The 26,460-nt window shown below is 47.2% G+C and carries 22 protein-coding genes; 4 read left to right on the top strand and 18 right to left on the bottom strand.

Annotated elements, in window-relative coordinates:
• On the top strand, nucleotides 1-81 hold an 81-nt coding region (locus AC6EJC_RS20215; protein WP_444952884.1), incomplete at its 5' end, for an IS3 family transposase.
• A 66-nt stretch (nucleotides 82-147) separates the two neighbouring features.
• Here the strand turns inward: AC6EJC_RS20215 and AC6EJC_RS20210 are convergent.
• The 11 genes from AC6EJC_RS20210 to AC6EJC_RS20160 form a co-directional block, all read right to left on the bottom strand.
• A complete protein-coding gene (locus AC6EJC_RS20210; protein ID WP_444955499.1) occupies nucleotides 148-501 on the bottom strand; it encodes a hypothetical protein in 354 nt (117 codons plus the stop codon).
• Nucleotides 502-640: 139 nt separating this feature from the next.
• The gene (gene kdgT / locus AC6EJC_RS20205; RefSeq protein ID WP_444955498.1) at nucleotides 641-1,642 is read right to left on the bottom strand and encodes a 2-keto-3-deoxygluconate transporter; all 1,002 of its coding nucleotides are present in this window, start codon (nucleotides 1,640-1,642) and stop codon (nucleotides 641-643) included.
• A gap of 48 nt (nucleotides 1,643-1,690) precedes the next feature.
• Nucleotides 1,691-2,698, bottom strand: a complete 1,008-nt coding sequence (locus tag AC6EJC_RS20200) for a tripartite tricarboxylate transporter substrate binding protein (protein WP_444955497.1) — start codon at nucleotides 2,696-2,698, stop codon at nucleotides 1,691-1,693.
• A 130-nt stretch (nucleotides 2,699-2,828) separates the two neighbouring features.
• Nucleotides 2,829-5,270, bottom strand: coding sequence for an AraC family transcriptional regulator (locus AC6EJC_RS20195; RefSeq protein WP_444955496.1), 2,442 nt, complete (start codon nucleotides 5,268-5,270; stop codon nucleotides 2,829-2,831).
• A gap of 202 nt (nucleotides 5,271-5,472) precedes the next feature.
• Nucleotides 5,473-7,137, bottom strand: coding sequence for a methyl-accepting chemotaxis protein (locus AC6EJC_RS20190; protein WP_444955495.1), 1,665 nt, complete (start codon nucleotides 7,135-7,137; stop codon nucleotides 5,473-5,475).
• A 27-nt stretch (nucleotides 7,138-7,164) separates the two neighbouring features.
• Complete coding sequence (locus AC6EJC_RS20185; RefSeq protein WP_444955494.1) at nucleotides 7,165-8,169, bottom strand: BMP family lipoprotein; 1,005 nt, start codon at nucleotides 8,167-8,169, stop codon at nucleotides 7,165-7,167.
• Nucleotides 8,170-8,340: 171 nt separating this feature from the next.
• The gene (locus tag AC6EJC_RS20180) at nucleotides 8,341-8,931 is read right to left on the bottom strand and encodes a restriction endonuclease (protein WP_444955493.1); all 591 of its coding nucleotides are present in this window, start codon (nucleotides 8,929-8,931) and stop codon (nucleotides 8,341-8,343) included.
• Between the two features lie 173 nt (nucleotides 8,932-9,104).
• Nucleotides 9,105-10,514, bottom strand: coding sequence for an aspartate ammonia-lyase (aspA, locus tag AC6EJC_RS20175; RefSeq protein WP_444955492.1), 1,410 nt, complete (start codon nucleotides 10,512-10,514; stop codon nucleotides 9,105-9,107).
• Nucleotides 10,515-10,714: 200 nt separating this feature from the next.
• A complete protein-coding gene (locus AC6EJC_RS20170; RefSeq protein WP_444955491.1) occupies nucleotides 10,715-11,245 on the bottom strand; it encodes a GNAT family N-acetyltransferase in 531 nt (176 codons plus the stop codon).
• Between the two features lie 109 nt (nucleotides 11,246-11,354).
• Complete coding sequence (locus AC6EJC_RS20165; protein WP_444955490.1) at nucleotides 11,355-11,756, bottom strand: VOC family protein; 402 nt, start codon at nucleotides 11,754-11,756, stop codon at nucleotides 11,355-11,357.
• 112 nt (nucleotides 11,757-11,868) lie between these two features.
• The gene (locus AC6EJC_RS20160; protein WP_444955505.1) at nucleotides 11,869-15,252 is read right to left on the bottom strand and encodes an S-layer homology domain-containing protein; all 3,384 of its coding nucleotides are present in this window, start codon (nucleotides 15,250-15,252) and stop codon (nucleotides 11,869-11,871) included.
• Between the two features lie 307 nt (nucleotides 15,253-15,559).
• On the opposite strand from AC6EJC_RS20160, the gene AC6EJC_RS20155 reads away from it, so the two are divergent.
• Nucleotides 15,560-16,723: an aminotransferase A gene (locus AC6EJC_RS20155; protein ID WP_444955489.1), complete on the top strand. Its 1,164-nt coding sequence runs from the start codon at nucleotides 15,560-15,562 to the stop codon at nucleotides 16,721-16,723.
• Nucleotides 16,724-17,236: 513 nt separating this feature from the next.
• On the opposite strand, the gene AC6EJC_RS20150 is transcribed toward AC6EJC_RS20155, so the two are convergent.
• From AC6EJC_RS20150 to AC6EJC_RS20120, 7 genes are all read right to left on the bottom strand, one after another.
• Nucleotides 17,237-18,310, bottom strand: coding sequence for an ABC transporter substrate-binding protein (locus AC6EJC_RS20150; RefSeq protein ID WP_444955488.1), 1,074 nt, complete (start codon nucleotides 18,308-18,310; stop codon nucleotides 17,237-17,239).
• Nucleotides 18,307-19,128, bottom strand: coding sequence for an ABC transporter permease (locus tag AC6EJC_RS20145; RefSeq protein ID WP_444955487.1), 822 nt, complete (start codon nucleotides 19,126-19,128; stop codon nucleotides 18,307-18,309). The genes AC6EJC_RS20150 and AC6EJC_RS20145 overlap by 4 nt, the downstream gene beginning before the upstream one ends.
• Nucleotides 19,118-19,930, bottom strand: a complete 813-nt coding sequence (locus tag AC6EJC_RS20140) for an ABC transporter permease (protein WP_444955486.1) — start codon at nucleotides 19,928-19,930, stop codon at nucleotides 19,118-19,120. The genes AC6EJC_RS20145 and AC6EJC_RS20140 overlap by 11 nt, the downstream gene beginning before the upstream one ends.
• Complete coding sequence (locus tag AC6EJC_RS20135; RefSeq protein WP_444955485.1) at nucleotides 19,920-21,029, bottom strand: ABC transporter ATP-binding protein; 1,110 nt, start codon at nucleotides 21,027-21,029, stop codon at nucleotides 19,920-19,922. The genes AC6EJC_RS20140 and AC6EJC_RS20135 overlap by 11 nt, the downstream gene beginning before the upstream one ends.
• Nucleotides 21,030-21,104: 75 nt before the next feature.
• On the bottom strand, nucleotides 21,105-22,241 hold the full coding sequence (locus AC6EJC_RS20130; RefSeq protein ID WP_444955484.1) for an N-acetyldiaminopimelate deacetylase: 1,137 nt from the start codon (nucleotides 22,239-22,241) through the stop codon (nucleotides 21,105-21,107).
• A 182-nt stretch (nucleotides 22,242-22,423) separates the two neighbouring features.
• Nucleotides 22,424-23,137 carry a 2,3,4,5-tetrahydropyridine-2,6-dicarboxylate N-acetyltransferase gene (gene dapD / locus AC6EJC_RS20125; protein ID WP_444955483.1) on the bottom strand — a complete coding sequence of 238 codons (714 nt, stop codon included), beginning with the start codon at nucleotides 23,135-23,137 and terminating at the stop codon, nucleotides 22,424-22,426.
• A gap of 212 nt (nucleotides 23,138-23,349) precedes the next feature.
• Nucleotides 23,350-24,255, bottom strand: a complete 906-nt coding sequence (locus AC6EJC_RS20120; RefSeq protein WP_444955482.1) for a DUF8580 domain-containing lipoprotein — start codon at nucleotides 24,253-24,255, stop codon at nucleotides 23,350-23,352.
• Nucleotides 24,256-24,488: 233 nt separating this feature from the next.
• Between AC6EJC_RS20120 and AC6EJC_RS20115 the strand changes: the two genes are divergently transcribed.
• Together AC6EJC_RS20115 and AC6EJC_RS20110 are read left to right on the top strand one after the other, a co-directional pair.
• Nucleotides 24,489-25,433 (top strand): DMT family transporter, encoded by a 945-nt coding sequence (locus AC6EJC_RS20115; RefSeq protein WP_190297661.1) that lies wholly within the window; start codon nucleotides 24,489-24,491, stop codon nucleotides 25,431-25,433.
• 75 nt (nucleotides 25,434-25,508) lie between these two features.
• Entirely contained in the window at nucleotides 25,509-26,357 is an 849-nt protein-coding gene (locus AC6EJC_RS20110) for a sulfurtransferase (RefSeq protein ID WP_444955481.1), read from the top strand.
• The last annotated feature ends 103 nt before the right edge of the window (nucleotides 26,358-26,460 follow it).

The raw sequence follows: 26,460 nt of genomic DNA, 5'->3' as shown, positions 1-26,460 counted from the left end.
TACAACCATTACAGATACCAATGGAACTTAAAAAGGATGACCCCTGTACAATACAGAGATCATCTTCTGCAAGCAATTTAGTCTTTTTTTAAATGGTCCTTTACATAGGGTACAGTTTAAACGGGGTCAGCTCTTTTTTATTTATTTTTATTTTTTATCCACTTGCAATAGCGTTACCGTTTTAAGAGAAATGGCATCTTTTATTTGCTCCTCCGCGATGACCTTAAGCTTAAGCAAACTGGCAATCTTCGAAGTATCCGGCTTGGAAAACAAACGCCATAGCTGCGGATCAGGCAGTGAATCATACAGCTTCGTATGATCGTATTCCTTGCGGTGCTGCTGCACAATCTTGACCCGGTAGTTACCAATTTCCCAATCCGCCACTTCCTGCTGCGCACAATGAGCAGTAATGTCATTACGCAAATCAGTCAGTTCACCTTCAAATTCTTTTTGCTTTTGCTTTAACTGATAATAGCGACGCACCTTGTTTTCCAATTCCATCACGCTCCTCTGCTTACATATGTATGTTTGCGGAAGCGTTTTAGGACAAGTTTTATGATATTAGGATTTAAGGTACAGCTGCAAAAGCATTTCCCGGGTAATGGAAAGGTCCATAAGTTGAGCCATCATCATCCAAACTTTATTTAGGCACATTCGCACCTGGATTTACAGGCCCTGCTCCTTTGGATTCCCCTTTACGCTTCATATAATTGGCCCAGTATGCCGTCAGAATAGGTACCAAAATTGAGGTCACTATGACCGAAGCGGCAACTAATGCCGTTGCAGACTGCGCTACAGGTAGAAACTCAGGCTTGATGTTGGCGACAATGACGGGATTCGCTACTGCTGCACCTGCTGTACTGGAGGCTGCAATTCCTGCTGTACCGTTGCCTCCGCCGATATATTTGTCTGCCAGAATCAGTGGAATCCCTGTAATGATAATAACAAAAATGCCTAATAAAATACCAAGCATACCTGTCTGGACAATGACACTCAGGTCAATGGAACAGCCAAGTGCAAAACCGAAAAATGGAATCAGAGCTTGCGTTGCGTTCCCAAAATATTTACGAAAATCATGATCCAGATTGCCCAATGTGAAGCCGACCAAAAATGGTAATACCGCCCCCACAAAAGTCTGTGGTTCAAAAACGGCCAATCCGGTACTACCTAAAATAAGCATGGTCACCAACGGACCCGATTCCAGTGACATCAGCACGAATGCTCCTGCCTCTTCCTTAGAGCCATATTGCTGCATAATGGAGGCGTATAGCCCGCCGTTCGTCATATCCATAGCCGAGATCAACGCCAGCACCGACAAACCTGCAAAAAGCCCACTCTCTACGCCACCAACAGGCAGCAATCTGGACGCAATGATCGCCACTACCCAGGCGACCGCGATTTTAGTCAATACGAGCGTTCCTGATTTACGCAATACGGTGCCCGTTGCTCGTACATCTATGGAAGCACCCATACAAAAAAACCACACTGCTAAAATGGGTACCGTACCCGTCATCAGCCCCTTGGTAAAAGATCCAAAATAGTCGCCTGCCCATGGAGTAAACGTATGAAAAAGTGCGCCAATAAACAGCGGCACCAGCATAATGCCCCCTGGAATTTTATCAATGTTTTGTTTGATTTTCATAACTTCGTTCAACCCTTTCGTTTTTGCCAATGCAAAAACAAGGCCGTTTTATTTGCGGCTCAAGCCGAGATCGGGAATCAGTCTTGCGAAGGTATCATGACTCTCCTTCAGTTGCCGCGCGAATGCCTCTGCATCCTTGACACGCAATCCTAACCCATGCTTGCGCATTTCCTCCCGGAATTCCTCGTCTTTCGTCCCCTTGATCAGTGCATCCGCCAGCGTTTGAGCAACTTCATCCGGTGTATCCTTAGGTACAGCCAACCCTCTCCAAGTGCCGATAAAATGTACACGCAGCCCAGTGGCTTGCTGTAGTGTCGGCACTTTTGGAAACGCTTCCGAAATCGTGTCTGCCTGGATCGCCAGTATGCGAAGTTTCCCCTCGTCCACGTATTTCTTCACTTCTGCGGGACTGACGGGTACAGCATCCACGAATCCGCTCATTAAAGCGGAGACGGCTGGGCCTGCTCCCTCATAAGGGATATGGGTGAAGCGGACTCCGCTTTTCTGCTCCAGCATCGCGGCAGCGAGGTGCCAGATGCTCCCTGTGCCTGCATTACCCATTTTCAGCTTGCCAGGATGGGCCTCGGCGTCCTCCAGAAATGCTTCCGCTGTCTTCCATGGTGCATCCGCCCGGACCGTAATGGCGGAAGGGTCCATATTGGTTTGGAGCAGCGGTTTAAAGCGCTCATAGGTGAGCGGCAGCAGTCCCAAATGTGGTAACGTAGTCAGCTCAGCGACCAGATACGTTACGGTATAACCGTCCGCCTGCGCCTCAGCCCCTTCCATAAGCCCGACAGAACCGCCGCCTCCTGTTCGATTAACGACGATGATCGGCTGACCGAGATGCTTTTCGGCGGCTTTCGCCAGCGCTCTCGCGGTAATATCCGTACCGCCTCCCGCCGAATAAGGAACAACGAGTGTTATTGGCTTTGCAGGAAATATACGGCTGTGATCCTGCAGGGTGCGGTGATCCACATATTCACTGATACTCAAGGCAGAAAGCATAGCCACTCCTGCCGCAACCAGCACATATTTTTGCCATGGCTTTTTCTTCATTACGCTTCCTCTTCTCCAAAAATAAACTGGGCCCGTCATGCGCCCGTTTTCACCCCCCAACGTTTTCGGTCATGTTGTTTGCGTTAACATGAAGTCAATGTACCGCAACGTGGAGGGCTACAGCTATCGCTTAATCTTCGCGTTTATCTTCTATTTCACCAAAGTATCGACCTTTTGACCGATCTGCATATTCATTGGAAGATTTGCTGATTTGTCTGAATTTCCCTGGGGTCACTTGTTTATGCTTGCGAAATACACGAATAAAGCTGTTCTCATTCCGATAACCGACCTGATCTGCAATTTCACTAATTTTCAGATGAGTTTCGCACAGTAATGTGCATGCTTTTTTCATACGTAGTCCAGTCAAATAGTCGTAAACGGTACTCCCCGTCTCTTCTTTGAACATACTGCTCACCGAGGACACGCTCATGTGAACCTGATCCGCAATCTCCTGAAGCCCTATGTTTAAATGTAGATGATGCTCCATATAATCAATCATCTCTTGCACACGCACAAAATCCTTGGATTGTCTGCGACCATTCCATTTATCTTCCATATCCGTCAAAATGACGACCAACAACGCCTCAATGTCTTGAAGGTCTAGCGTCAGAATCTGATTCCAGTGGTAATCAGCAAGCTTATCTGGCGGCGTCACACTCTGAGTGGCACACCATTTTAGTAAATCTTCCAGCAATTCATGGACAGACAGGTAAACTTGGACTGGGGCTATCCTGTGAAGACGAAGTTCTTCTACCCATTGGCTGATTAGCTTGGCACTTGCACCAGGTTCCTGTGACTCCATGGCACGAATCATTTCCACACGCTGATTGTCCAGCATTTTTGAATCCTGAGCCTGCTCCTTTGGGAGCACATCCGCTGTGTCATCCTTTTCCGCGCATATGCTGTATTCCATATTTGTATGTGAACGTCCATACCCCTCATACAAACGCAAGTTAAGGGCCTCTTTTCCTTTTACAAAGGACTCCCGCGCCTCTTGAATGTCTCTGACTACATGACCAATCCCTATTGAAATAGTCAAAGGAAGATACTCACCGACAACCTGAATCAGCCTATCAACGCTTTTGTGAAGCAAAATGCTCTCTTGGGCAGCAGACTCCGTACCAACTTCATATGGACTCCCGCTGCACTGTAGCAGCACAACAAAACTACTCTCCTCCTCCGGCGCGCTTACTGCTCTCCAGTGGGGTTCCAGCATCTCCAGCAAAATATTGTTCAGCGCATACTTGAGCAGCATTTTATCCTCTTCTGGAAAGCTTGCGGCCCACGTAGAATACCGGTCAATGGACACGATCATGACAACCAAAGAATTGCCGTCCCAATCGGAAAAATACTGTTCCCATTTCATACGCATTTCCTGTATGCCCATTCTACGCTGGATGACATCTTCCATATATTTGGAACGCAGCTCAGGCAGGCTTCGCTCTACCACCAATGATTTCCGGTGAAACTCTCCAACCAGCTTGCTAATCACAGGTTCCAGGTCATACAATCCTCCTTGGCGTGTTCCCTTATTGCCCGAATTCAACAGGTTATTAATTTTTTTCATGGGGCGAAAAGCTGCATAATTGTAATAGTAAACCGCTGAGCACCCAGCCAGTATAGAGATAAAGGCCAGCCACAGCATCATATTGCGCGCCAGCTTTACATTTTTCAGCAGCTTGTCCATCGGAACGAGCGATACTAGACGCCAGCCCGTTACATCAGAAAAGGTCTGGTTCGCCATATATTCCATGTCCCCTATCTCCACATAAGCATAGGGACTCACATCCAGTTCTTTCAAAACCCTGCCCATATCATTTAAGGGTAAGGACGATCTCAGCTTGGGATAGATCAGCTCGCCCTCCAGATCATACACGTATTGCGAGTTGGATAAATGAATATACAGTTTGGAAAAAAAACGGTCGTAATCCAGATTGATTAGCACCGCGCCAATGACCTTGCCATTCTCTACTATGGGCCTGGCCAGCGAAAGCAGCTCCATCGTCGCATGCTGGCGATCGGTGCCGTACCATCTCCGCTTAATCAGCAACGGCTTTTTTTGGATGTCCTGAATCCAGGGAACCCAGGTCGTATCCGGTGCCTGCTTCCAATCAGGCAAGTAACCATAATTGCTGGATACGAGAGCATGATTGTCCAAAGAAATGACTTCAACCGAATAAATTTCTTCGTGCGAAGAAAGGGCTTTCAAGTATTTCTGAAGCCGATCTATGACGGAAGCGTTGTTTGATAGCGATTTTCCATCCATTTGGGCACGTACAAAAGCCTCTACGTCCGGATGATAAGCCACATCAAGCGCCTTGTTATCAGACTCACGAAAAGCCCGATTGGTCACATCCAGATTAATTTGCAACAATTCTATATTGGGGGTGTTCAGCTCGGTATCCAAACCTTCACGGTATCCTGAATACGATAGCAAGCCGATCACGCTAATCACGAGCGACACGCACAGAGTGAGCAGTAGGATCAGTCTTGTCTGTTTATTTTTCAATATCAATCGAAGCTTAAGTCGCATCATTCCCGTAACTTCATCCTTCCGGACTTCGTTGTCCATCTTCCTCTTGCCAATATATCTGGTGACATATTCTCCCTAAATGTATTTGACGCAAGAGGCGGAATTCCCTGCCTATGTAAATCAAACTTAACAGAAGTCACATAATTAAAAAAAGAAGAAGTCCCCCTGTATAGGATAGAACTTCTTCTTTCGACTACTTATATTCATTGTTCAGCAAAAACAGATATTCGTTTCACCGTGTTTAGCTCGTCTTTTCCACCTGAAAACGATCCAGCTCCCGCTGCATCTCCTCGCGAATCTGACGAAGTTCTTTTACCTTCTCAGCCGACTCCTCAAAGGAACGCTTCTGCTCCACTGTGGAAGCCGTAATCTCTTCGCTGCCTGCGGCGGACTGCTGAGTGATTGCGCTGATATTTTCGATAGCTTGCTGCACCTGTACGCTCAGTTCTCGCGATACATTCATGTCCATTGATAGCTTGCTGACTTGGCCAGCAATTTGCTGCACTTTGCCACTGATCTCTGTGAACGATTCTCCGGTGGAGGTAGTTGCCTTCTCCTGCTCACGGAACAGCTCCTGACTTTGCGCCACAGAAGTCTTCACCTTTTCCATAGCCTGCGTAATACCTTCGACAGCGGTATAAATTTTCTTCACAGCAGATTCTGATTGATTCGCCAGCTTTTTCACTTCATTGGCAACTACAGCAAAGCCCTTTCCCGCTTCACCCGCACGTGCAGCCTCAATGGAAGCATTCAAGGACAACAGCGACGTCTGGCTAGCAATTTCGGATACGTAGCCGGTCATGGTTGTAATCTCGGCTGCATTGGCCTCCAGCTCCTTGACTGTCTGCTCCACTTCGGACATGGCTGAACGATTTTCTGTAACGATGCGCAGTTGATCGCTCATTACCCGCGTACCTTGCTCAATAACACGCAAAGCATCCTCACTATACGCGGTCGATTGCGTTGTTTCCAGCAGATTAGATTCAAACTTCAACTGCATCTCGTCCACAACACCTACCGTTGACGACAGATCCTCAGCAATTTTCTGACTGCCTATCGCCAGTTCCTCTGTTGACGTGCTGACTTGTGTCACAATTTCCTTCATGGCTTCATTATGCTGATCAATATCCCGAGCCATCAGATCGACACGATTACCCGCCTGATCAATGGAGAGTACAATGTTACGCAAGTTCCCGATCATGACTCGGAAAGATTCATTGAGCTCGTCCAGCTCATCGTGTCCCTTCGTTTGGGCGAGCTGCACTGTCAAATTCCCCTCGGCAATTTGCTTCGCAGCATCCGTTAACTTGCGGGTTCTAAGAGCAAGCTGCCTGGAGGTATATGTATTATATAGCCCAACCGCCACCAGAAGTATAACTGCACCTGCCAAGGCCAATTGCCAAGTAAAACGAATGCTCTTGGTCAAATCTTCTGTGTATTGGTCATAACGTGCCTTGGTCAGCAGATCCAGCATAAATACATCGTTTTGAATCCCCTGGGCACGCATGGCCTCCCGCTTGGACTCTGGGCTGTTTTGGGTACTCATTGCTTTTTCCGTTGCTACTTTCAATTGGCTGAATTTAGTTTTAATAGTATTCAGTCGCTTTTGCTGCGCTTCGGTCTGTATCATGCCCTGTGAAAGCAAAGCAATCGTTTTTTCAGACTGAGTCAGCTGATTTTGCACATCGGCTTTGTTGCTCTCCGTCATGGAAGTAGAATAATTCTGTAGCGCCTGCCCCGACTGAATCAAATAGGCATTGAGCTGCTGTACATTCAACATAGCCGGAACAAGATTACTGCTTTGCGAGTTAATACGAATTAATTCAAAAATAATATAAGCCACTAAAGCCAGGCAAGCGATCAGGGAAATCATCGCGTTCAGCACCAGTTTACCTTGCAGTTTCATCAGCATTCATCCTCCGTTTGCAAAAATTTATTGGGTAGGTACAGTAAGTGTGCCGGATTTGATTTTTTCCATTAAATCATCCATCACCTTTTGCTGATCCGGCTTCAGTGTCACGACACGAATAGGCGCCAGACCTATACCATCTTCCGCAAGACCAAACACCATGTCCTTCTCCGTAAATTTTCTTTGATGATCTGCAAAGCCTTTGACTACTGTATAAATTGCACTGTCTACATTTTTAATCATCGAGGTCACTACCGCTTTTTCCGCAATGAAAAACTGGTCGCTATCGACCCCGATGGCGAATTTTTGCTGCTTCTGTACTTCTTGTAGCGCACCCACGCCCGTAAGGCCTGCTGCTGCATAGATGACATCAATCTGATCCTGATTGATCATGTCATCTGCAATTTGCGTACCCAGCTCCGGCTTTCCAAAATCTCCTGCATACGTAGCGGTGACTTTGGCATTAGGCTTGACTGAGTGAACCCCTGCGCTATATCCAATTTCAAACTTTTTCAGCAGAGGAGATTCCACGCCTCCGAGAAAGCCCACCTGTTCAGTGCGACTCGTTAAACCTGCGACAACTCCGGCCATAAAGCTACCTTCTTCTTCTTTAAAGGTGATAGAGGCCACATTCGGTAAATCTGATTTCTCATCCACGATTAAAAATTTACGTTCCGGATATTTTTTGGCAACGCTTTCCAGACTGTCCTTGACCATGTAACCCAATCCAACGATTAAATCAGCTTTTTCTTGAGCAAGCTGCTCAAAAGCAGCATCATACGTCTTGGTCTCAGATATTTCCCGGTATTCAAAAACAATTTTCCCCTCATCCCGTGCCTTGACCAAACCTCGAAAAGCCGCGTCACTGTAAGATTGGTCACCCAGACCAATATCTGACAGTACGATTCCCACCTTAATGGGCTGGACCTTGGTTTGTGCTACCGATTGCCCACATGCACATAGCAATAATGCAAAGATTGTGACAATGGGAATCCACCTAAAAGTTAACAATATAGCTCGCTTCTTCATGACATATCACCTCAACATAATTTGGAAATCCCCAACATCTTTATATCGGTTATAAAAGCATATTTTTTCATAATAATTTCTGTAAATTCAGTTCTTCTATTTTATTATGAAAAAATAGAAGGGACTGACCACCAGGCTCGAATAACATCGCCTAACAATCAGTCCCCAATCTTATTTACTTTTACTCCATTTGGAAGCAATCACTTCGGTTTTACTTTCTATGAGATCCATGACTTCCTCGCGGTGTTTCGTCTTGAATAAATCAATCATGTCCATCAAGTCGTTGCGGTCTAATAGTTTAACCCCGTTGACAGCAGCAAGTGTTTTACAGGATTCCGTATAACGACCGGAGGTGATGACGACAGACTTGTCGGCCGCATAATAACGCATGGAGGTATAAATTTCCTGCACCGCGCCCAAACCTACCGGATGTTGTACCCCATAACGTTTGGCCTGAATGACAACCCTCACGCCTTCACGGTCTGTAAAAACTAGATCCGCTCCAAAATCCCGGCTACTGGTTGTTTTATAGATGTCCTTATAGCCAAGCGCGGATAACAACCGCTGCAAATAAAGCTCAAATTCCGAGCCATCCTCCATACGATCTATATCCTGAATTCCAATTTTGCGTGGGTCCAGATCACGTAAAATCTGATTTTGGCGACCACGTACCAGTCCCCTGATGATGAGCGCAAGCAACACTAAAAGTACAATGAGTCCTATTCCTAATTCCTTATAAGCCAATAATTTCTCTAGCAACATCCCACTTCCCCTTTTCTACAATAAGCGTAGCCGTATAATCCTTAACAGGAAAATCCCCTATGCACGCTGGCTCCCATATACATCTCCTTTATAACATAACAATAGCCCCGCCAGATTCGACGGGGCTATCTTCGTCTTGCCTCAAAGCTGTCTAAACTCCATACTCCGCATAATTATTCACGATTCAGCAAAGATTCTCCTGCAATACCAGGCTGAGTCATTTGGTACGGGTCCAATATAATGTCCAATTCTTCCTCGGTCAGTACGTTATACAGCAAGCACAACTCACGCACCGATTTGCCAGTCGTAATTGCTTCGCGAGCAATGCGTGATACCACCTCATATCCGAGATGCGGATTGAGCGCTGTAATAATACCTACACTATTCTCTACATATTCACGACACCGCTCCACATTCGCTTCAATTCCTTCCACACAATGAATGCGGAAGACATGGAAGCCCTGCTTCATGATTTCCAGCGACTGAAGCAGATTGTAGACAAGCACAGGCTCCATCACGTTCAGCTCCAGCTGACCAGCCTCAGAAGCCAGGCAGATCGTATGATCATTGCCAATGACCTGAAAAGCAATTTGGTTAATAACTTCACACATTACCGGATTTACCTTGCCCGGCATAATGGATGACCCTGGCTGACGGGCAGGCAGACTCAGTTCCCCCAGTCCAGCACGCGGTCCGGAAGCCATTAAGCGGATGTCATTAGCCACCTTAGACATATTCATCATACAAATTTTCAAGGCAGCAGACACTTCGGTATAGGCATCCGTATTTTGTGTGGCATCCACGAGATGTTCGTCAGCTTCCACAGGGAAGCCACTGACCTCTGCCAGTACCTCGGCAACACGCTTAATATAACGACGGTCTGCGTTCAGGCCAGTCCCCACCGCAGTTGCACCCATATTAATCGTTAGCAGGTGTTGTTTGGTCGCACGGACGCGTCCGATATCACGACCCAGCACACGCGTATAAGCCTGAAACTCCTGCCCTAATCGGATCGGTACTGCATCCTGCAAGTGGGTTCGACCCATTTTAATCACACTATCAAACTCATTTGCCTTGCGGGAAAATGCTTCCTGAAGCTCACTCATGGTGGCTAACAGCTTATCAATCATACTTAATACAGCCAAGTGTACGGCCGTAGGAAAAGCATCGTTCGTCGATTGCGCCATATTAACATGATTATTAGGACTGATCTCCTGATAATCTCCGCGCTGCTTGCCAATCAGCTCCAATGCCCGGTTCGCAATCACTTCATTTGTATTCATATTAATGGACGTGCCTGCGCCGCCCTGAATCGGATCGACGATAAAATGGTCATGAAGCTGTCCTTGAATGATCTCGTCAGCTGCCTGAATAATGGCCTCTGCTTTGGGGCGGTGCAAGCGGGTTAGTTCCATGTTTACCGTCGCTGCTCCCTTTTTAACGATCGCCATGGCTTTAATCAACTCAGGGTGCAGTCGTTGGCCTGTAATTGGGAAATTTTCTTTTGCCCTCAGAGTTTGTACACCGTAATAGGCGTCTGACGGCACTTCCTTAGTACCTAAAAAATCATGCTCCAGCCTCATATTCTTTGATTCCTCCGCTGTGTTTGCTACGTTCTTCAATTCAGAACAGCCAAATTGACATAAAAAGACCTTTTCTGATCCCCTCTTCATTATACGTTCCTATTCCCGTGCTTTTCCAGTCGAATAAACGCGGAAAAAGGTTATGTAATCCTATGACAAGTTATGATTACCCGTATATACCACAGTTATTCGGTAAATGCTCAACTATGACTGGAATACGGTTTCAATGGCTTGTAATAATATCGAGTGGCGTGCAGCTGACCATCGGCTGATTGAGCATAACCCGGAATAACGCCAGCTTCTACGAACCCGATAGACTCATAGAGTCCATTGGAAGGATCACCCACCCGCGTATCTAGCACCAGTAACGTTCTTTCCTGACGCAGTGCCTCTTCTTCCGCTGCCTTCATTAACTGTCGTGCGATCCCAAGCCTGCGTCCGGACGGATGCACCATAAGCTTAGCAATTTCCGCACGATGAGTAGCGTTAGCTTTTTGAGCCAAATGAAGCTGGACCGTCCCCACAGGTACTCCGTCCTTCTCGGCAATCCACAGAACTACACCGTCCTCAAGCACACTGTTCCAATAAGCTGCTGCTTCCTGATAACCCAGTGGCGGTAAGAACCCTATAGAGGCACCGTCTGCGACCACGTCGATCAACAGCCGGGTTAGTGAATCTGACAGTGCTTCGCTCATAGCTTGAACAGGATAGACTCTCATTTCGTTAGACATTGTGATTCCTCCCGGTGAGTTTGATAACATACAACAAAGAAAGTAAACTATCTTTTTAGGATAGCTTACTTTCCATGGTATTTATTTCACTTTATCCCTTTAGTTTTCATTACTGCTCTACCATATAAAAGAACTCCCACAGATGACCATCCAAATCCTGAAAGCTCCATCCATACATAAAACCATGATCTTGAGGTTCGTTCGAGGGCTTTCCGCCCGCTTCCAAAGCCTTGTGGACGATTTCGTCCACCTTTTCTCGACTCTCCACCGATAAGGCAACAATCGCTTCTGTGCTTTTCGTGGCATCCGAAATTTCCTTTGTAGTGAACGCTTTAAAACGTTCTTTAACCAGCAACATGACAAAAATATGCTCACTGACAACCATACAGGTTGCATGTTCATCGGTGAACTGAGCGTTAAATTCAAATCCGATTGTAGTAAAAAAATCAATGGAGTGCTGCAGGTTTTTAACTGGTAAATTCACAAAAATTTGTTTAGCTGTTACTCCCACGACATTTCACCTCTTCATTCGTCATAAATTCTACTTTTTCACACTACTTCTCCACAAAAGATAACTTAACTATCGTAGAAAGTCAATCAATCTGACATTTATATAGTGATATCTACTGTTCCCAATTTAGCTTGTCCAGCGTTCGAGATAATACAGCCGCTGCTTCTGCCCTCGTCACGGATGTAGCCGGGCCAAAACGGCCTTTCTCGTCTCCCTTCATAATACCAAGTCCAGACAGGGTCTTCACAGCCGGAGCTGCCCACGTAGAGATCGCCTGTACATCCGATAATGACACGGATTTACTTCCTGTTGCTTCTTCTGTATTTTCTTCTGTATTCCCAGCGAAGCGTAAGGCTCTCTCTATGATCACAGCCAACTCCTCCCTCGATACCGGTGTATCAGGTCGGAAGCTTCCGTCAGCATAGCCGTTGATCAGCCCGGCAGCAGCTGCGGTACGTACGGAATCCGCATACCACGATTCGGATTGAACATCGTCAAAGCTCGTCAGCGTGCGATCTGTATGCTCCAGCCCAAGTGTACGAATCAGCATCGCAGCCAGTTCGGAGCGTCGCACCTGACCTTCAGGCTCAAAGCGTACGTTCGCTAAGTCCATTTCACTAGTCGCATTAGTTGTAGACGCTGATGGATTGGTCCCCGCCACAACCAGGCGAGTTGCCAGACGTGTAATATCCTGCTGCGCCCAATGGCCGGATATATCAATGAACGATTCGTTTTCTCCAGAAGCCCCGCCATCCAGCACAGCGTAAGTCCCTCCCGAACGACCATACACGGTTATTTCCTCGCTCGAAGCGTGAAAAGGAACGGGTTGATAGGACACTTGTCCGACTTGGTTGGTCGATACCTTCACTACAGCGAGCTGGCCTGCATCGACCGTTGCAGGAACACGTAACAGATAACGTTCATACCCACTACCTGAGCCCCCGTTACCTGCCAAAGGCTGTTTCCGTCCATCCTCGCTTCTCAGCTCAGCTGTGATATCCAAAGCCTGTAACAGTTTGCGTCCTGTCGGAACATCCAAGCGTTTAGCCAATTCTTCGTTCAAAGCGACGGAAACATTCAAGGATATTTGTTTTACAGGCACCTGCCAGGTATCAGCCAGCTTTTGAAGAGACAAACGACTTGTTGCTACTTCATATCCACCCTGTGGCGTTTCTACTCGAAGAGTACGAATACGGTTGTTCAAGGCGGCCCCCAAAGCTTCCCCGGTTAAATGAACCTTGAACGTCTTCGCTTCCGCTTGCTCTCCTGCACGGATCACAAGCGTACCATTCGCACCGTTTCGAATCGCATTTTGTATTTCAGCTGCTGTTACTTGAGCGACTGCCTTTTTCAAGCCGTTTTGCTCCACTCCGGTCACTACAGTCTTGACTTGCACAACATTTGTACCAGACAGGCTGCTTCCATTTTGTTCACTACCGGCAGTCTGACCCTGTCCATTTACCGTTCCATTCACGTTACCGCTGCTGCCATTCCCAGTGTTGGTATTTCCCTCGTTATCCTGCTGATCCTCCTCATCATCGTCGTCATTTCGGCCACTCCCACCATCTGTTGGTGGTTCTTCCGTTTTACGCGGCAAATCTATTTGCGCAACCAACGGATCATGATCGCTTACCCGTCCGTCCGCCGCACTAAAATTCGCATTCATATGAACGATATCCAGCACGGATGTTTCGCTCAGAGACGGGCTGACCAGCATATGATCCAATGTTTGCGAATTACCCTCATAAATATATGAGTACCGCTCCTTTTCATCCAACTGGTCTATGAGATTGGTCAATTCCTGCCCCCGCAGCAAATCCAGCGTTTCAGAGAATTGAAAATCATTCAAATCACCGAGCACCACCATATTGGCCTTAGGGTTTACTTGCAGTACCGACTTTACAAAGCCGTTCACAATCGTTGCAATCTTCGCCCGCTGTATTTCGCTACTTCGCACAGGCGGCTGAATCCCTCCAAATGGAGCTTGATCGCCCCCTTTAGAATTAAAATGGTTAGCGATCACAATCACCTGTTGGCCTTCAAACTCAAATTCAGCGGCCAACGGCTTGCGTGAGTCTTCAAATGACGCATTCAGGGGATCAATCCGACCCGGGTTGAGAGTGAGTCCCTGCGCCCCATAAGTGACAGACGTCACTGAATCTCCTTTAGGTTTGTCTGTCAGCGTAACACGTTGCGGATTGTATAGGAAGCCAACACGGATGTTACCACCGGGAGCGCCGCCATCCTTATTATTTTCAGGGGCAATATCCGTAAAAGCGTATTCTGGCCCTCCATGAGCACGAATCGCTTCCATGAGCACGCGGAAGCTTTCAGAAGCGTCTGTGGTGCCATCATCTTTCTCACCGTTATTGTCCTGCACTTCCAGCAGTCCTATGATATCCGGATGATTCAAATTCACGGCGATAGCCTGTCCAAGCTGATCAATCCGTTTTCCATCACCGGGATCGAAGTTTTCCACGTTAAAAGAAGCTACTGTCAGTTTGTGATCATCCCGTATCAAACGCGTGTTTTCTGGCTCGAGGCCACCCGGTACAATATTGGGTAGACGTTCTGGCAACAGCTTATAATTGCTAAAGCTATAGCTCACCACACCTGTGATAGGGCCTGCAAAACGATCGCCTGTTTTCAACGGGGTCGAAGGCTTCGCGTCAATCAAAATCCGTTGCGGATTCAGACTTCTTTCTGTCAGCATGAATCCACCTGCCTCCGTCACTACCTCACTTGTGTTCGGACCGTTATCAATTCGGACTGGAATTTCATAGCCATAAGGACCAATCACAGTGGCATCGTTCAACTCTACACGCATTGCCTCCAGACTTTCGAAAAAATCCAAGCCATCTTCCTGCGGATCAAACACCGTCATTCCGTCATTATCCACAACAGATGTCGGCATCACACGTCCCTGTTTTCCTAACAAAACTGGAGTAGGGAGCGGACGTTCATTGGCAATTACCTTAACCGAAGAAGCCACAATTTCTGTGGTCGTCAGGTCGATTGGCTTGCTAGCATAAGTTCTTTCTGTGTATTCCTTCACCGAACCGCTAACCCTTACCTCATCCCCTACCTGTACACCGTGACTAGGCTTGTACACTAAAATGGCCTCGGATGTTTTTTCATCCTGATCCACTTGATCATCCAACTCTTGGATATAGAAGCTGCTTCCCTTCACCATCGTGACAACGCCTTCAATATCCGTTACTTTTTGTCCCTCATACGGTGAACGGTGGGCTGCTCCCTGTATATCGTGGATGCGAAGCTTTTTAGGCAAGTAGACATCTGCATATACACTTGCCCCAACAGTCACGGATGAAGGTTGCATCTCCTTTTCTACTGTAGGTGCAGGTTCTGCCGAAGCATTTCCACTGAACAACCATTCCGGGCCTCCACCTGAAAGCACCATTATTACACTGAGCCATGTAAGCCCAAGCCTTTTTAATTTCATGGATAGCATTTGTTCTATGTATACTTGTTTCATCAAAAGATGCTCTCCTCCCCATTTTTACTGTGATTACGCTTACAAACATATTTCATCTTTTAAGATACCATAAATTAGTCAATTCAGTACCTTAATTATGTAAGGATTTTGCAAAATTCGATTCCAGTCGCTCCAAAGTGCAATATATAGACGCACTAGACCACTTCGATCTATATATTGTTCATTGGAAGTCGCTTATTGAAGTTTTGCAAAACCCTCATATAAAAATGAATCCTTCTTGCCGTAGCATAATCAGATCATATTATTGTAAACTTGTTCTAATACAGAAAAAGGTGGCACATACGCTATGGAGCATTTGCTTAACGATCAGGTTAAAAACATTCAAATCAGCGGCATCCGCAAAATCGCCAACAAAGTTGCCGCATTACCCGGAACCCTGTCATTAACGATTGGACAGCCGGATTTTCCTACCCCTGCGCATATTATGGAAGCTGCTCATCGGGCCATTAATGAAGGACGCACCTCCTATACACCTAATCCGGGACTACCGGAGTTACGAGAAGCCGCAGCGGCGTTTGTAGCCCACAAATACGGGTTGAGTTACCGTGGTCTGGATGAGGTTATCGTGACGAACGGGGCCAGTGAAGCGCTGGATATTACCTTACGCACGATTTTGTCACCCGGCGATGAAGTTATTCTACCTGTCCCGATCTACCCGGGTTACGAGCCATTGATCCGTTTGTCAGGCGGCGTGCCAGTGTTTGCCGATACCCGCAGTAGCGGCTTCAAGCTCACGGCCGAGGTACTGGAGCCTTATCTGACCGAACGGACAAAAGCAGTCATTCTCGGATATCCTTCGAATCCAACCGGACGAGTGATGAGCCGCGAAGAACTGGAAGCGGTCGCGGATTTGCTGAAGGAGCGCGATCTGTTTATTATTTCGGATGAAATATACAGTGAACTGATTTACGATACACCGCACGTGTCCATTGCAACTCTTCCAGGTATGCGGGAGCGCACCATCGTGATCAACGGTCTGTCCAAATCACACTCCATGACGGGATGGCGCATTGGTTTTACACTTGCACCCGCTGAAATTACACAGCACATGGTCAAAGTGCATCAGTACAACGTGACCTGTGCCAGCTCGATCAGCCAATATGCTGCGCTGGAAGCCTTAACCGCTGGTGTCGATGATGCACTTCCGATGCGTGAGGAATACCGCAAGCGCCGTGACTATGTGCATGGAAGGCTGACAGACATGGGAATTCCGCTGGAGAAACCCGAGGGAGCCTTTTATCTTTTCCCTTCCATCGCCCATTTTGGATTAAGCTCGATGGATTTTACCTTGAAGCTGCTGGAAGAGCATGGAGTGGCCGTTGTGCCAGGAGATGCCTTTTCCTCCTATGGCGAAGGATACATTCGCTTGTCTTATGCTTACGGACAGGATGTGCTGGAGCAAGGGTTGGATAAAATAGAGAGGTTTGTTAGGGGAATTGTGAGGAGTTAAGGTGGGAGGAGGCTTCGCGGTCCATTTGATCTTCCGATCGCTGTTGCTGTGGGATTCTTCAATTGTATAAAACATTTTATAGGTAAGAATCCTTCAGCAAAGGCGAACGCTGTCGCTTCTCCAGATTCAAATGGCCCGCTTCGCTCACTGCCCACCTTAAAGTCCCTCAATCCGCTAACGTGTGTGTAGTATGGGGAAAAGAAGTACAATACTCACCGCTTTGCGCGGTGAATAAACAAAACAGGCCCTTGAACCACCTGTACGGGTGGTTCAAGGGCCTGTTCGCTCTTCCTCTACTCCCTCACCTGGGTGTGGGATTCATGGGTGCGTAGCTTTAAGCACGGTGCAGCGGAGGGGGCGGAATGGTGCTGGACAAGCGAAGCGGTCGCCTTTAAATTGAGATTTTAACCTTTAAATATTCAATCAAAAAAATCGGAATTTAACAGCGATGGTAAGCACCATCCGCCACCGCAGCGACCTTTAAAGCGCAAACCTGATTCACACGCCACTCCCCTACTTTAAATGCATTTTGAATTGAAGGAACAATTCATTGTAATGAGCCAGCATGCGCTTGCCCAGGTTGTCGTATACTTCCAGCTTGTCTGTAATTTCAGACGGAGGATAGAACCGCTCATCGCCAGAAATATCTTCAGGCAGCAATTTCTTTCCATCCTTGTTTGGTGTGGAGTAACCTACAAACTCGGCATTTTGGGCGGCTACATCGGGCTGCATCATAAAATTGATGAATTTGTGGGCCGCGTCCACATGGGTAGCTGTTTTGGGAATAACTATATTATCAAACCACAGGTTGGACCCTTCATCTGGCACGATGTAATCCAGCTTGTCGTTTTCGTCCATGATTTCGGACGCATCGCCGGACCACACAACTCCGGCAGCAGCTTCCTCGTTTGCCAGCAACATTTTAATCTCGTCACCGACAACCGCTTTGACATTGGGTGCTAATTTCTCCAGCTTCGTCAAAGCCTGCTGCAAATGTGCCTCATTCGTATCGTTCAAGGAATAGTGAAGGCTGTTCAGCGACATCCCTACGACTTCCCTCGCACCATCAACCAGCAACAGGTTATTACGCAGCTTCGGATTCCACAGACCGTCCCAGCTATGAAAATCAATTCCTTTCGTCAGCTCCGGGTTAAACACAATCCCGACTGTACCCCAAAAATACGGAACCGAGTATTGGTTATTCGGATCAAACGAAAGATTTAGATAATGAGAATCTATATGCTTCAAATTCGGCAGCTTGCTGTGATCCAACGGGAGCAACAAGTGCTCTTGCTTCATTTTAGCCAAAGCATATTCCGAGGGAACCGCTACATCAAACGAAGTGCCTCCCTGCTCGATTTTTGTCAGCATCGCCTCGTTGGAGTCAAATGTCTGATAAATGACGGTAATTCCCGTCTCCTTCTGAAACCTTTCCAGCAGATCAGGGTCAATGTAGTCTCCCCAGTTGTAAACCGTCAGTGTGTTGCCACCGGAGTAGCCTTGGCTGGAATTCAGCCATGCTGCCACCCCCATCAGGCCAAACGAGATGATAAAAATGGACAGAAACACGCGCACAAGCGACTTCATCTAGGCACCCCCATTTCCGCCGCAGGCTCTTTTTTATCATTACGATTCGCCTTGCGCATAATAAAGTAGTACCCCACCACCAGCAGTACAGTAAACAGGAAAATGAGCGTGGATAGCGCATTGATGGACAAGGAAACCCCTTGACGGGCACGAGAGTATATTTCTACCGATAAGGTCGAATAGCCACTGCCTGTCACAAAAAAGGTCACCGCGAAATCATCCAGCGAGTACGTTAATGCCATAAAGAAGCCCGCATAAATCCCTGGCTTGATAAAGGGTAGAATCACCTTGGTCAGCACATCCATCCGGGTGGCACCCAAATCACGTGCGGCATCCACCAGAGATGGACTCATTTCCTGCAACCTCGGCAATATCATAATGACCGCAATCGGCACACTAAATGCAATATGGGATAATAAAACAGAGTAGAAACCCAGCTTAATCCCAACCATCGTGAACAAAATGAGGAAAGAAGCGCCAATAATGACATCCGGGTTCACGATCAGTACATTATTGAGCGACAGCAGCGTATTTTTGACTCGACGGTTCTGCATCTGATGAATAGCCAGCGCCCCCATGATGCCAATAATCGTAGCCAACGCAGACGACAGCAGAGCAATCACCAAGGTGTTAATGACAATAATGATCAAGCGAGTGTCTGCAAACACCTCTTTGTAATATTGGAGTGTAAAACCTTCAAACTCATGCATCGTCCCTCCACTGTTGAAGGAATAGTACATCAAATACAAAATAGGTGCGTACAACACGAGAAAAACGATCACCAAATAAATATTCCCGAATCGGTTTTTATTTACCATGCCGCACCCTCCGTTTCGTTCCCGAGGTGAGCAGCATAATGATCGCCATCGCTAAAATCAGGAACACGGCAACCGTAGAGCCCATGCCCCAATCCTGAGTAACCAGAAAATGCTGCTCTATCGCCGTCCCCAGTGTAATTACACGGTTACCTGCAATCAGACGGGTAATCATAAACAGCGACAACGCCGGAATAAACACAGCCATGCAACCGGATCGCACACCCGCAAGCGTTAACGGGAAAATAACCCTGCGAAACGCAGTCCACTTGGAGGCTCCCAAATCACGGGCAGCGTCCAGCAGTGAAGGGTTTAACCCTTCCAACGCGTTATAGATGGGTAAAATCATAAAAGGCACAAAAATATAAACCGACACAAACACAAAGCTGGAGCTGGTAAACAATAATTGCTGACCACCCAACCCAACCATACCTAATACCGCATTCACCGGACCATAGGTACCGAAAATCCCGATAAAAGCATATGTTTTGAGTAATAAATTAATCCATGTCGGCAAAATAATAAGCAACAGCCACAGCTGCTTATGCTTGGTGCGTGTGAGCAAATACGCCGCCGGATAAGCAACTAACAGTGAAAATACGGTAATCAGAAATGCATACCAAAACGAACTAAGCGTCATGCTCAAATAAACGGGTGTCAGAAACTGAGCATAGTTGCTGAAAGTGAGATGACCATCCACGTCAAATAGGGAATAGTAAAACACAAGCACAACCGGAGCCGCCACGAACAGCACAATCCATAAATAGTAAGGCAGCAGATATGCTGCTCTTGTATTACCGGACATGCTGATCTACCTCTTCATAGGCTTCCAGACGTCGATCAAACTCTTCCTCTGTTTCCCCGAACCGCATCACATGGATCGATTCCGGGTCAAATCGTAGACCGATTTCACTGCCCAGCTCCGCCTTTTTGGTAGAATGCACGAGCCACTCCTGTCCCGAATCATCATAGCAGCTTATTTCATAGTGAACACCACGGAACAATTGGGTATCCACCTTTACACGCAGCTTGCCTTCAGCAACACTGGTAATCTCCAAGTCCTCTGGCCGGATCACAATTTCAATGGGTTCGTTCGGACGCAGTCCTCCGTCGACACATTCAAACTGTCGACCGTTGAATTCCACTTGATAATCCGCAATCATACGTCCTGGGACAATATTGGATTCGCCAATGAAATCAGCAACAAACCGATTGATCGGCTCATCATAAATATCATTTGGCGTACCACTCTGCTCGATCTTGCCTTTGTTCATGACAAAAATTTCGTCCGACATGGCCAGCGCTTCCTCCTGATCATGCGTAACGAAAATAAAGGTGATTCCAAGGCGCTGCTGCATTTCACGCAAAATATACTGCATTTCTGTACGCAGCTTTAAATCCAGTGCAGACAACGGTTCATCCAATAAGAGAACATCAGGCTCATTGACGATAGCCCGTGCAATGGCTACACGCTGACGCTGTCCCCCGGACATCTCGGAAATTTCCCGTTCGCCGTAGCCTTCCAGATTGACAAAGGACAACGCCTGTGTCACCTTCTCCTGAATGTCCTTTTTGTTCATCTTTTTAATCCGCAGACCAAAGGCTACATTTTCAAACACATTCAGATGCGGAAATAGCGCATAATCCTGAAAAACCGTATTTACCTGCCGCTCATTGGCTGGCACACGATTAATGAGTTTACCATTCAAATAAATAGAGCCCTCTGTCGGCTCCGCAAAACCTGCAATCATACGCAGAATTGTCGTTTTACCACAGCCGGAAGGACCCAGCAGTGTATAAAATTTACCACGCTCAATCTCAAAGCTGACATCCGCCAGCACCGGGGGATCGTTGTCATATTGCTTGGTCACCCGTTCAAATCGGATGATGGTTTGCTCTCCCATAACACCCTCCTTCAAAAATTCGACTTCATTCCATTTCATTCTCTTCATTAAACCTATTTATTCAGGCCGTATCATTTACCCTTGAGACTTCCATGTAAAATAGTCTGTCAGCACACGAATGGCCACGCCGATTGCTTCCTCCGCAGGCTCCAGCTTGGCATGATGCAAACCATAAGGCGTATCAACGCCAAGCCAGAACATCAGACCGGGAATTCGCTCCAGAAAATACCCGAAATCCTCGCCAGTCATCGCTTCCCCGCATTCAATAAGCTGCACATCCTGCCGATTACTAATCCAGTTCATGAATTCCTCGGTCACCTGAGCTTCATTGTACACTTGCAAATAATTGGAGCCATAATGAATCTCGGCATGGCATTCAAACCCAGCTTCCACACCACGCACCAGCGCTTCAATCCGTGATTTAACCAGCATCATCGAATCGGCTGACAACGTTCGGATCGTACCCTCCAAACGGGCTGTTTCCGCAATAATATTCTGCTTCGTGCCTCCGCTAACCTTACCAACGGTAATGACCGCTGCATCCAGTGGATTCACATTACGGGCTACAACCGTTTGTAATTGTCCCACCAGCTGACAAGCAGCTACTACCATATCATTCGCCTTGTGTGGATACGCAGCATGTCCGCCCGTACCCTTCAGGTCGATGAAAAGCTCCGACGTATTGGCAAATAAGATGCCCGGGCGAGTCGCAATCGTGCCCACAGGATATTCCGGTGCAACATGCAGTGCGACAATTTCATCCGGTATCCAGTCTGCCAGCTCCGTACTGTCCCGCATAGGCAATGCTCCGCCAGGCCCTTCCTCAGCAGGTTGAAACAACACAACTAGGTCATCCTTAATCGGGTGGCTTGCAAAGTGAGTAACAATTCCCAATCCAATCGTCATATGTAAATCGTGTCCACAAGCATGCATATAGCCGGGATGGGTCGAACGGAAATCGTAACCTGTCTCTTCTTCAATCGGTAAACCATCCATATCACAACGATATCCATAGCGGCGTTCAGGAGCTATTCCATGAATGAACACTAACACGCCCGTACGCCATGTACGAATTTCCAACCGCTCCTGAGGGAGCGTTTCCAAATAATCCAGCAAATATTGTTGTGTTTTGTACTCCTCAAAACCCGGTTCGGGAATTTGGTGTAAATCCCTTCGTATTTGGACAAAAGAACGATAGTCGACCGTACTCATTACTGCTACGCCTCCTCTTTATAGCTCATCAGCTCTTATCGGGCAAAAGAACAAAAGGACAAAAGCCCGGCGCAGCCGCCGAGCCTTGTCCGTTGTGCTTCGTCCCTAAGTTATGCTGTCAGTGCATCATGCTTCTGACAAGGAATCGTTCACCTTTGGTACATAAAAAAACTTTTGCCTTCTTACAGAACGCGCAGTTCTTTCAAAATTTCAGTTTTAGATTTGGTCTTATCATCGACCTGTTTGATTACACGTGCAGGTGTACCCGCCACTACGGAGTACGCAGGAACATCTTCAGTTACAACCGCTCCGGCTGCAACAACTGCACCTTTACCAATTCGTACGCCTTCCAGTACAACCGAGTTCGCACCGATCAATACTTCGTCTTCTACGATAACAGGCTGTGCGGACGGTGGTTCAATGACACCTGCAAGGACAACGCCTGCACCGATGTGGCACATGTTGCCTACTTTAACACGACCGCCAAGTACAGCATTCATATCAATCATCGTGCCTTCACCAATGGTGACACCGATGTTAATCACTGCACCCATCATAATGACTGCGTTGTTACCGATGCCAACCATATCGCGAATATACGCGCCTGGCTCAATGCGGGCATTGATGTCTTTCAGATCGAGCATAGGAACAGCAGAGTTACGGCGGTCATTTTCCACCACATAGTCTTCTTCTTTAGCGTTTGCACTATCCAGTACAGGCTTGATGTCGGCCCAATCACCAAATACAACACCGCTGTCTCCGGAAATAAAAGCTTGAACATTCTCGCCAAAAGATGCGGAAGCCAAAGCTCCTTTTACATATACTTTAACAGGCGTCTTTTTCTTGCTGTTTTTAATCACGTTGATGACTTCTTGTGTATTCATTTCGATGGACATAGTAAATCTAACAACTCCTTCATCGCTTCATACGACTTCGCAAGCCGGAACGAGCTTATTCTCTCATCCTTTATAGCACAAAAGTGCAGGTCTCGCAATTACAGTTTAGACCTTTAGAGCTCTAACCTAGCACCTAAAATAACAAGTTTCAGCAGTTTGACTGCCTTAAATCCATTATTGTAAGCCAGCAACCGCCCGACATCAAAACAGGGTTATTTATTAGCTTGCAAGCTCTCCAGCGATGTATAAATGAAGGATTCGAATCCTTCAGCAGGTTCACCTTGTGGAATGTTCACTTTCACGATGAAACCACCTGTTTTATTTTCTACAACAATATATTGTTGTGTCATCTTCGAACCGCTCGCTTGCAAGAACAGACGGCTACTGGACAACGCTTGAGGCACGGCTGCTTTGTCCAGCTTTTGCACCTTGCCGATGGAAGCTAGATCCTTCTCGCCTTCTTTTTGAAGTTCATCCAGATTAAAGTCGGAGGGCAGCTTTGTAATTTCAGCGTAATAGTTATCATCTACAGCTAAGGCAACACGGTTTTGATCGGGAAACAGGGACATCGGATCAAACACATACAGTGAATATCCCTCTCCTTTTGCCAATGTTGCTGTCTGCTTTTCCTTTTTTCCTTCAAGGGTAAGCTCAAAAGTTTGAGTCTTCGAGCGTTCCCCGCCTACTTCTTGACCAGAACTTCCGTTTTGACTGCTATCTGTTGCAGCCTCTGTTTTTTGTATTTTCGTTAAAGTCAGTTGCTTCGCCGTCGCGTCGCCCTCTACTGCTTTTTCGTTGTATTCAAACGCTACTGTATCGCCTTCTTTAAGTCCAGCTATCACCGTGTCCAGTCCCTCCCCCAATTGGAAGGATTGGGCTTCACCATTGGTTTCAATCTCAACCGTATGCGGGTCAGCAGCTCCGTTGTATACACCTGTGCCTTTTTTGACCTCCGGCTCAGCGACCGGCTCCGGTTTGACTTCCGAATGTTGCGTTTGCGGTTGGTCTGCACCCTGAGGTGCGTTGTTATTGGTTTGCGGTTTCGTTCCACAGGCTGACAGAGCCAGCACTGCCACTACAGTCAGTAGTATGATTGAAAATGTGTTTTGTTTTTTCATAAAATCCACCTCCACTATGATAGACGAGCTTGTGCAGCAAAAGTTCTACGCAGCATCTCACTTAAAATCCTACCTCCTGCTCCCGTTTATTATATTCTCAGGATTTTGCAAAATCCTAATACCACGGGAATGTCAGGTACGGTATAATGAGCTGTATTAAACCTAATTTTTTGAGATACCGATGGAAGGAGCATAGACGTATTTACTTTCTTCCATACGGATGGAGCTGCCACATGAATCAAGCACACAAACCGTCGTTTTCCTTTGAATTATTGTACATCATAGGTATTATCGCTATTTCGTTCTCCTCAATCTTCGTAAGATGGTCTGAAGCCGAGGTGTCCGTCATCGCTATGTACCGTTTGTACCTAACCAATCTGATCATGCTGCCTTTGGTCTGGAAATACCGCACCGAGCTGTTTAGCCTGACCCGCAAGCAGTGGATGCTGATCCTCTGGTCCGGCATTGCTCTGGGGCTGCATTTCTTGCTCTGGATGGGCTCACTGCGACTGACCACCGTTGCAAGCTCTACCGTTATTATGACATTGGAGCCGATCCTTGTCATGCTCGGTTCTTTTTTGTTTTTCCGGACGGGCACGAATCGCGCTATGCTCATCGGAATGGGTATGGCTTTTATCGGCTCACTGGCCATCGGAGCTGGCGACTTCCATGTCTCGGGACAAGCCCTGCTCGGGGATGCACTGTCCTTCTTGGGTATGGTAGCCGTGTCCATCCATATGCTGATGGGCAAGCATCTGCGCGAGCATTTGAGCGCGTTTGTCTATAATTTTTGGGTTTTCGCCATCGCAGCCACATCACTTGCGCTGTATAATGTGGTCAATGCCATTCCTTTTACGGGATATGCTCCACGGGAATGGGGACTGTTCCTGCTACTTGCCATTGTGCCTACGCTATTCGGACATTACCTGTTTAACTGGCTGCTCAAATACATTAACGCCACTGCGGTGTCGATGGCGGTACTCGGCGAGCCCGTTATTTCTTCCCTGCTAGCTTGGGTCCTGCTCGGGGAAAGGCTGTCTACTTTACAATTTGGTGCAGGCTTTTTCATCCTGTTCGGGGTATGGATTTTTATCCGATACGGAGCAGATTTTAAAAAGAAAGTCATCCACCAAAGTGAATTGCCCGACACTGAGCATCCCCTGAAGGCCAGCTCTTAACTTATTTACCCCATTTTCATAAACTATACTCAATGAATTAAATTTACTGTTAAATAAAGGAAGGCGGAATCCTCTATGAAATCCATCGTATCCAAACGCTGGCTGCTGGCCCGATTGTATGAGCCGGACATGATCATTGCCGACTGCCGTTCCCTGCTCGGACAAGCCGGGGCTGGACGGACTCAATTTAATGAAGACCATATTCCAGGGGCGGTTCACTTCGATTTGGAAGAAGACCTTACTGCTCCTCTTGGTGAGCATGGTGGTCGCCATCCATTACCTGATGCGGATACACTTGCCGCACGTCTGAGTCGTGCCGGGATCAACGCATCTTCACGCATCGTCGCTTATGATGACCAAGGCGGTATGATGGCTTCCCGCTTCTGGTGGCTCCTGCGCTATCTCGGGCATGAGCAGGTATATGTGCTGGAAGAGGGCTACAGCGCTTGGAAGGAAGCGAAGTTCCCCGTTACGGCAGACCAGCCGATTCGCATTCCAAGTACATTCACACCAAATGTACAGCCGCAAATGCTCACAAATATGCAAGAAGTGCAACGTGTATCCGAAGGTTCGCTTCCTGATAGCTCTTACATATTGATTGATTCGAGAGAGCGGCCGCGTTTCCTGGGGCTGGAGGAGCCCATTGATCAAGCAGCGGGGCATATCCCAAGTGCGGTGAATTTCTTTTGGAAAGAAGTATTGGACGAAAAAGGCAGCTTTAAAAATGTGGAACAATTGCAGCAGCACTTTGCCGACCTTGACCCACATGCAGAAATTATCGTGTATTGCGGTTCCGGCGTATCCGCCTGTCCCAATGTACTAGCCCTGAATGAAGCTGGATTTAGTAAGGTCCGTTTATATCCGGGAAGTTGGAGCGACTGGATCAGTTATGAGGAGAATCCGGTGGCGACCGGAGAGGAATAAAAAGTTTTCAACGGATATACAGTGGTTCTAAAGACAGATACACCGTCCTAAAGCGATTAAACTTACGGCGGTGTATTTGCTTTGTTCAAAAGCACAAAAAAAT

The sequence above is a fragment of the Paenibacillus sp. TY11 genome, assembly GCF_059772165.1.
This window is presented reverse-complemented; position numbering and strand designations above follow the sequence as displayed.

Coding starts and splice junctions, on each gene's coding strand:
- AC6EJC_RS20195 (WP_444955496.1), bottom strand. CDS start 5,270: ATGGACAACGAAGTCCGGAAGGATGAAGTTACGGGAATGATGCGACTT.
- AC6EJC_RS20140 (WP_444955486.1), bottom strand. CDS start 19,930: ATGTCCGGTAATACAAGAGCAGCATATCTGCTGCCTTACTATTTATGG.
- AC6EJC_RS20150 (WP_444955488.1), bottom strand. CDS start 18,310: ATGAAGTCGCTTGTGCGCGTGTTTCTGTCCATTTTTATCATCTCGTTT.
- AC6EJC_RS20180 (WP_444955493.1), bottom strand. CDS start 8,931: ATGTTGCTAGAGAAATTATTGGCTTATAAGGAATTAGGAATAGGACTC.
- kdgT (WP_444955498.1), bottom strand. CDS start 1,642: ATGAAAATCAAACAAAACATTGATAAAATTCCAGGGGGCATTATGCTG.
- AC6EJC_RS20155 (WP_444955489.1), top strand. CDS start 15,560: ATGGAGCATTTGCTTAACGATCAGGTTAAAAACATTCAAATCAGCGGC.
- dapD (WP_444955483.1), bottom strand. CDS start 23,137: ATGTCCATCGAAATGAATACACAAGAAGTCATCAACGTGATTAAAAAC.
- AC6EJC_RS20130 (WP_444955484.1), bottom strand. CDS start 22,241: ATGAGTACGGTCGACTATCGTTCTTTTGTCCAAATACGAAGGGATTTA.
- AC6EJC_RS20115 (WP_190297661.1), top strand. CDS start 24,489: ATGAATCAAGCACACAAACCGTCGTTTTCCTTTGAATTATTGTACATC.
- AC6EJC_RS20190 (WP_444955495.1), bottom strand. CDS start 7,137: ATGAAACTGCAAGGTAAACTGGTGCTGAACGCGATGATTTCCCTGATC.
- AC6EJC_RS20145 (WP_444955487.1), bottom strand. CDS start 19,128: ATGGTAAATAAAAACCGATTCGGGAATATTTATTTGGTGATCGTTTTT.
- aspA (WP_444955492.1), bottom strand. CDS start 10,514: ATGAGGCTGGAGCATGATTTTTTAGGTACTAAGGAAGTGCCGTCAGAC.
- AC6EJC_RS20120 (WP_444955482.1), bottom strand. CDS start 24,255: ATGAAAAAACAAAACACATTTTCAATCATACTACTGACTGTAGTGGCA.
- AC6EJC_RS20170 (WP_444955491.1), bottom strand. CDS start 11,245: ATGTCTAACGAAATGAGAGTCTATCCTGTTCAAGCTATGAGCGAAGCA.
- AC6EJC_RS20135 (WP_444955485.1), bottom strand. CDS start 21,029: ATGGGAGAGCAAACCATCATCCGATTTGAACGGGTGACCAAGCAATAT.
- AC6EJC_RS20185 (WP_444955494.1), bottom strand. CDS start 8,169: ATGAAGAAGCGAGCTATATTGTTAACTTTTAGGTGGATTCCCATTGTC.
- AC6EJC_RS20110 (WP_444955481.1), top strand. CDS start 25,509: ATGAAATCCATCGTATCCAAACGCTGGCTGCTGGCCCGATTGTATGAG.
- AC6EJC_RS20160 (WP_444955505.1), bottom strand. CDS start 15,252: ATGAAACAAGTATACATAGAACAAATGCTATCCATGAAATTAAAAAGG.
- AC6EJC_RS20210 (WP_444955499.1), bottom strand. CDS start 501: ATGGAATTGGAAAACAAGGTGCGTCGCTATTATCAGTTAAAGCAAAAG.
- AC6EJC_RS20200 (WP_444955497.1), bottom strand. CDS start 2,698: ATGAAGAAAAAGCCATGGCAAAAATATGTGCTGGTTGCGGCAGGAGTG.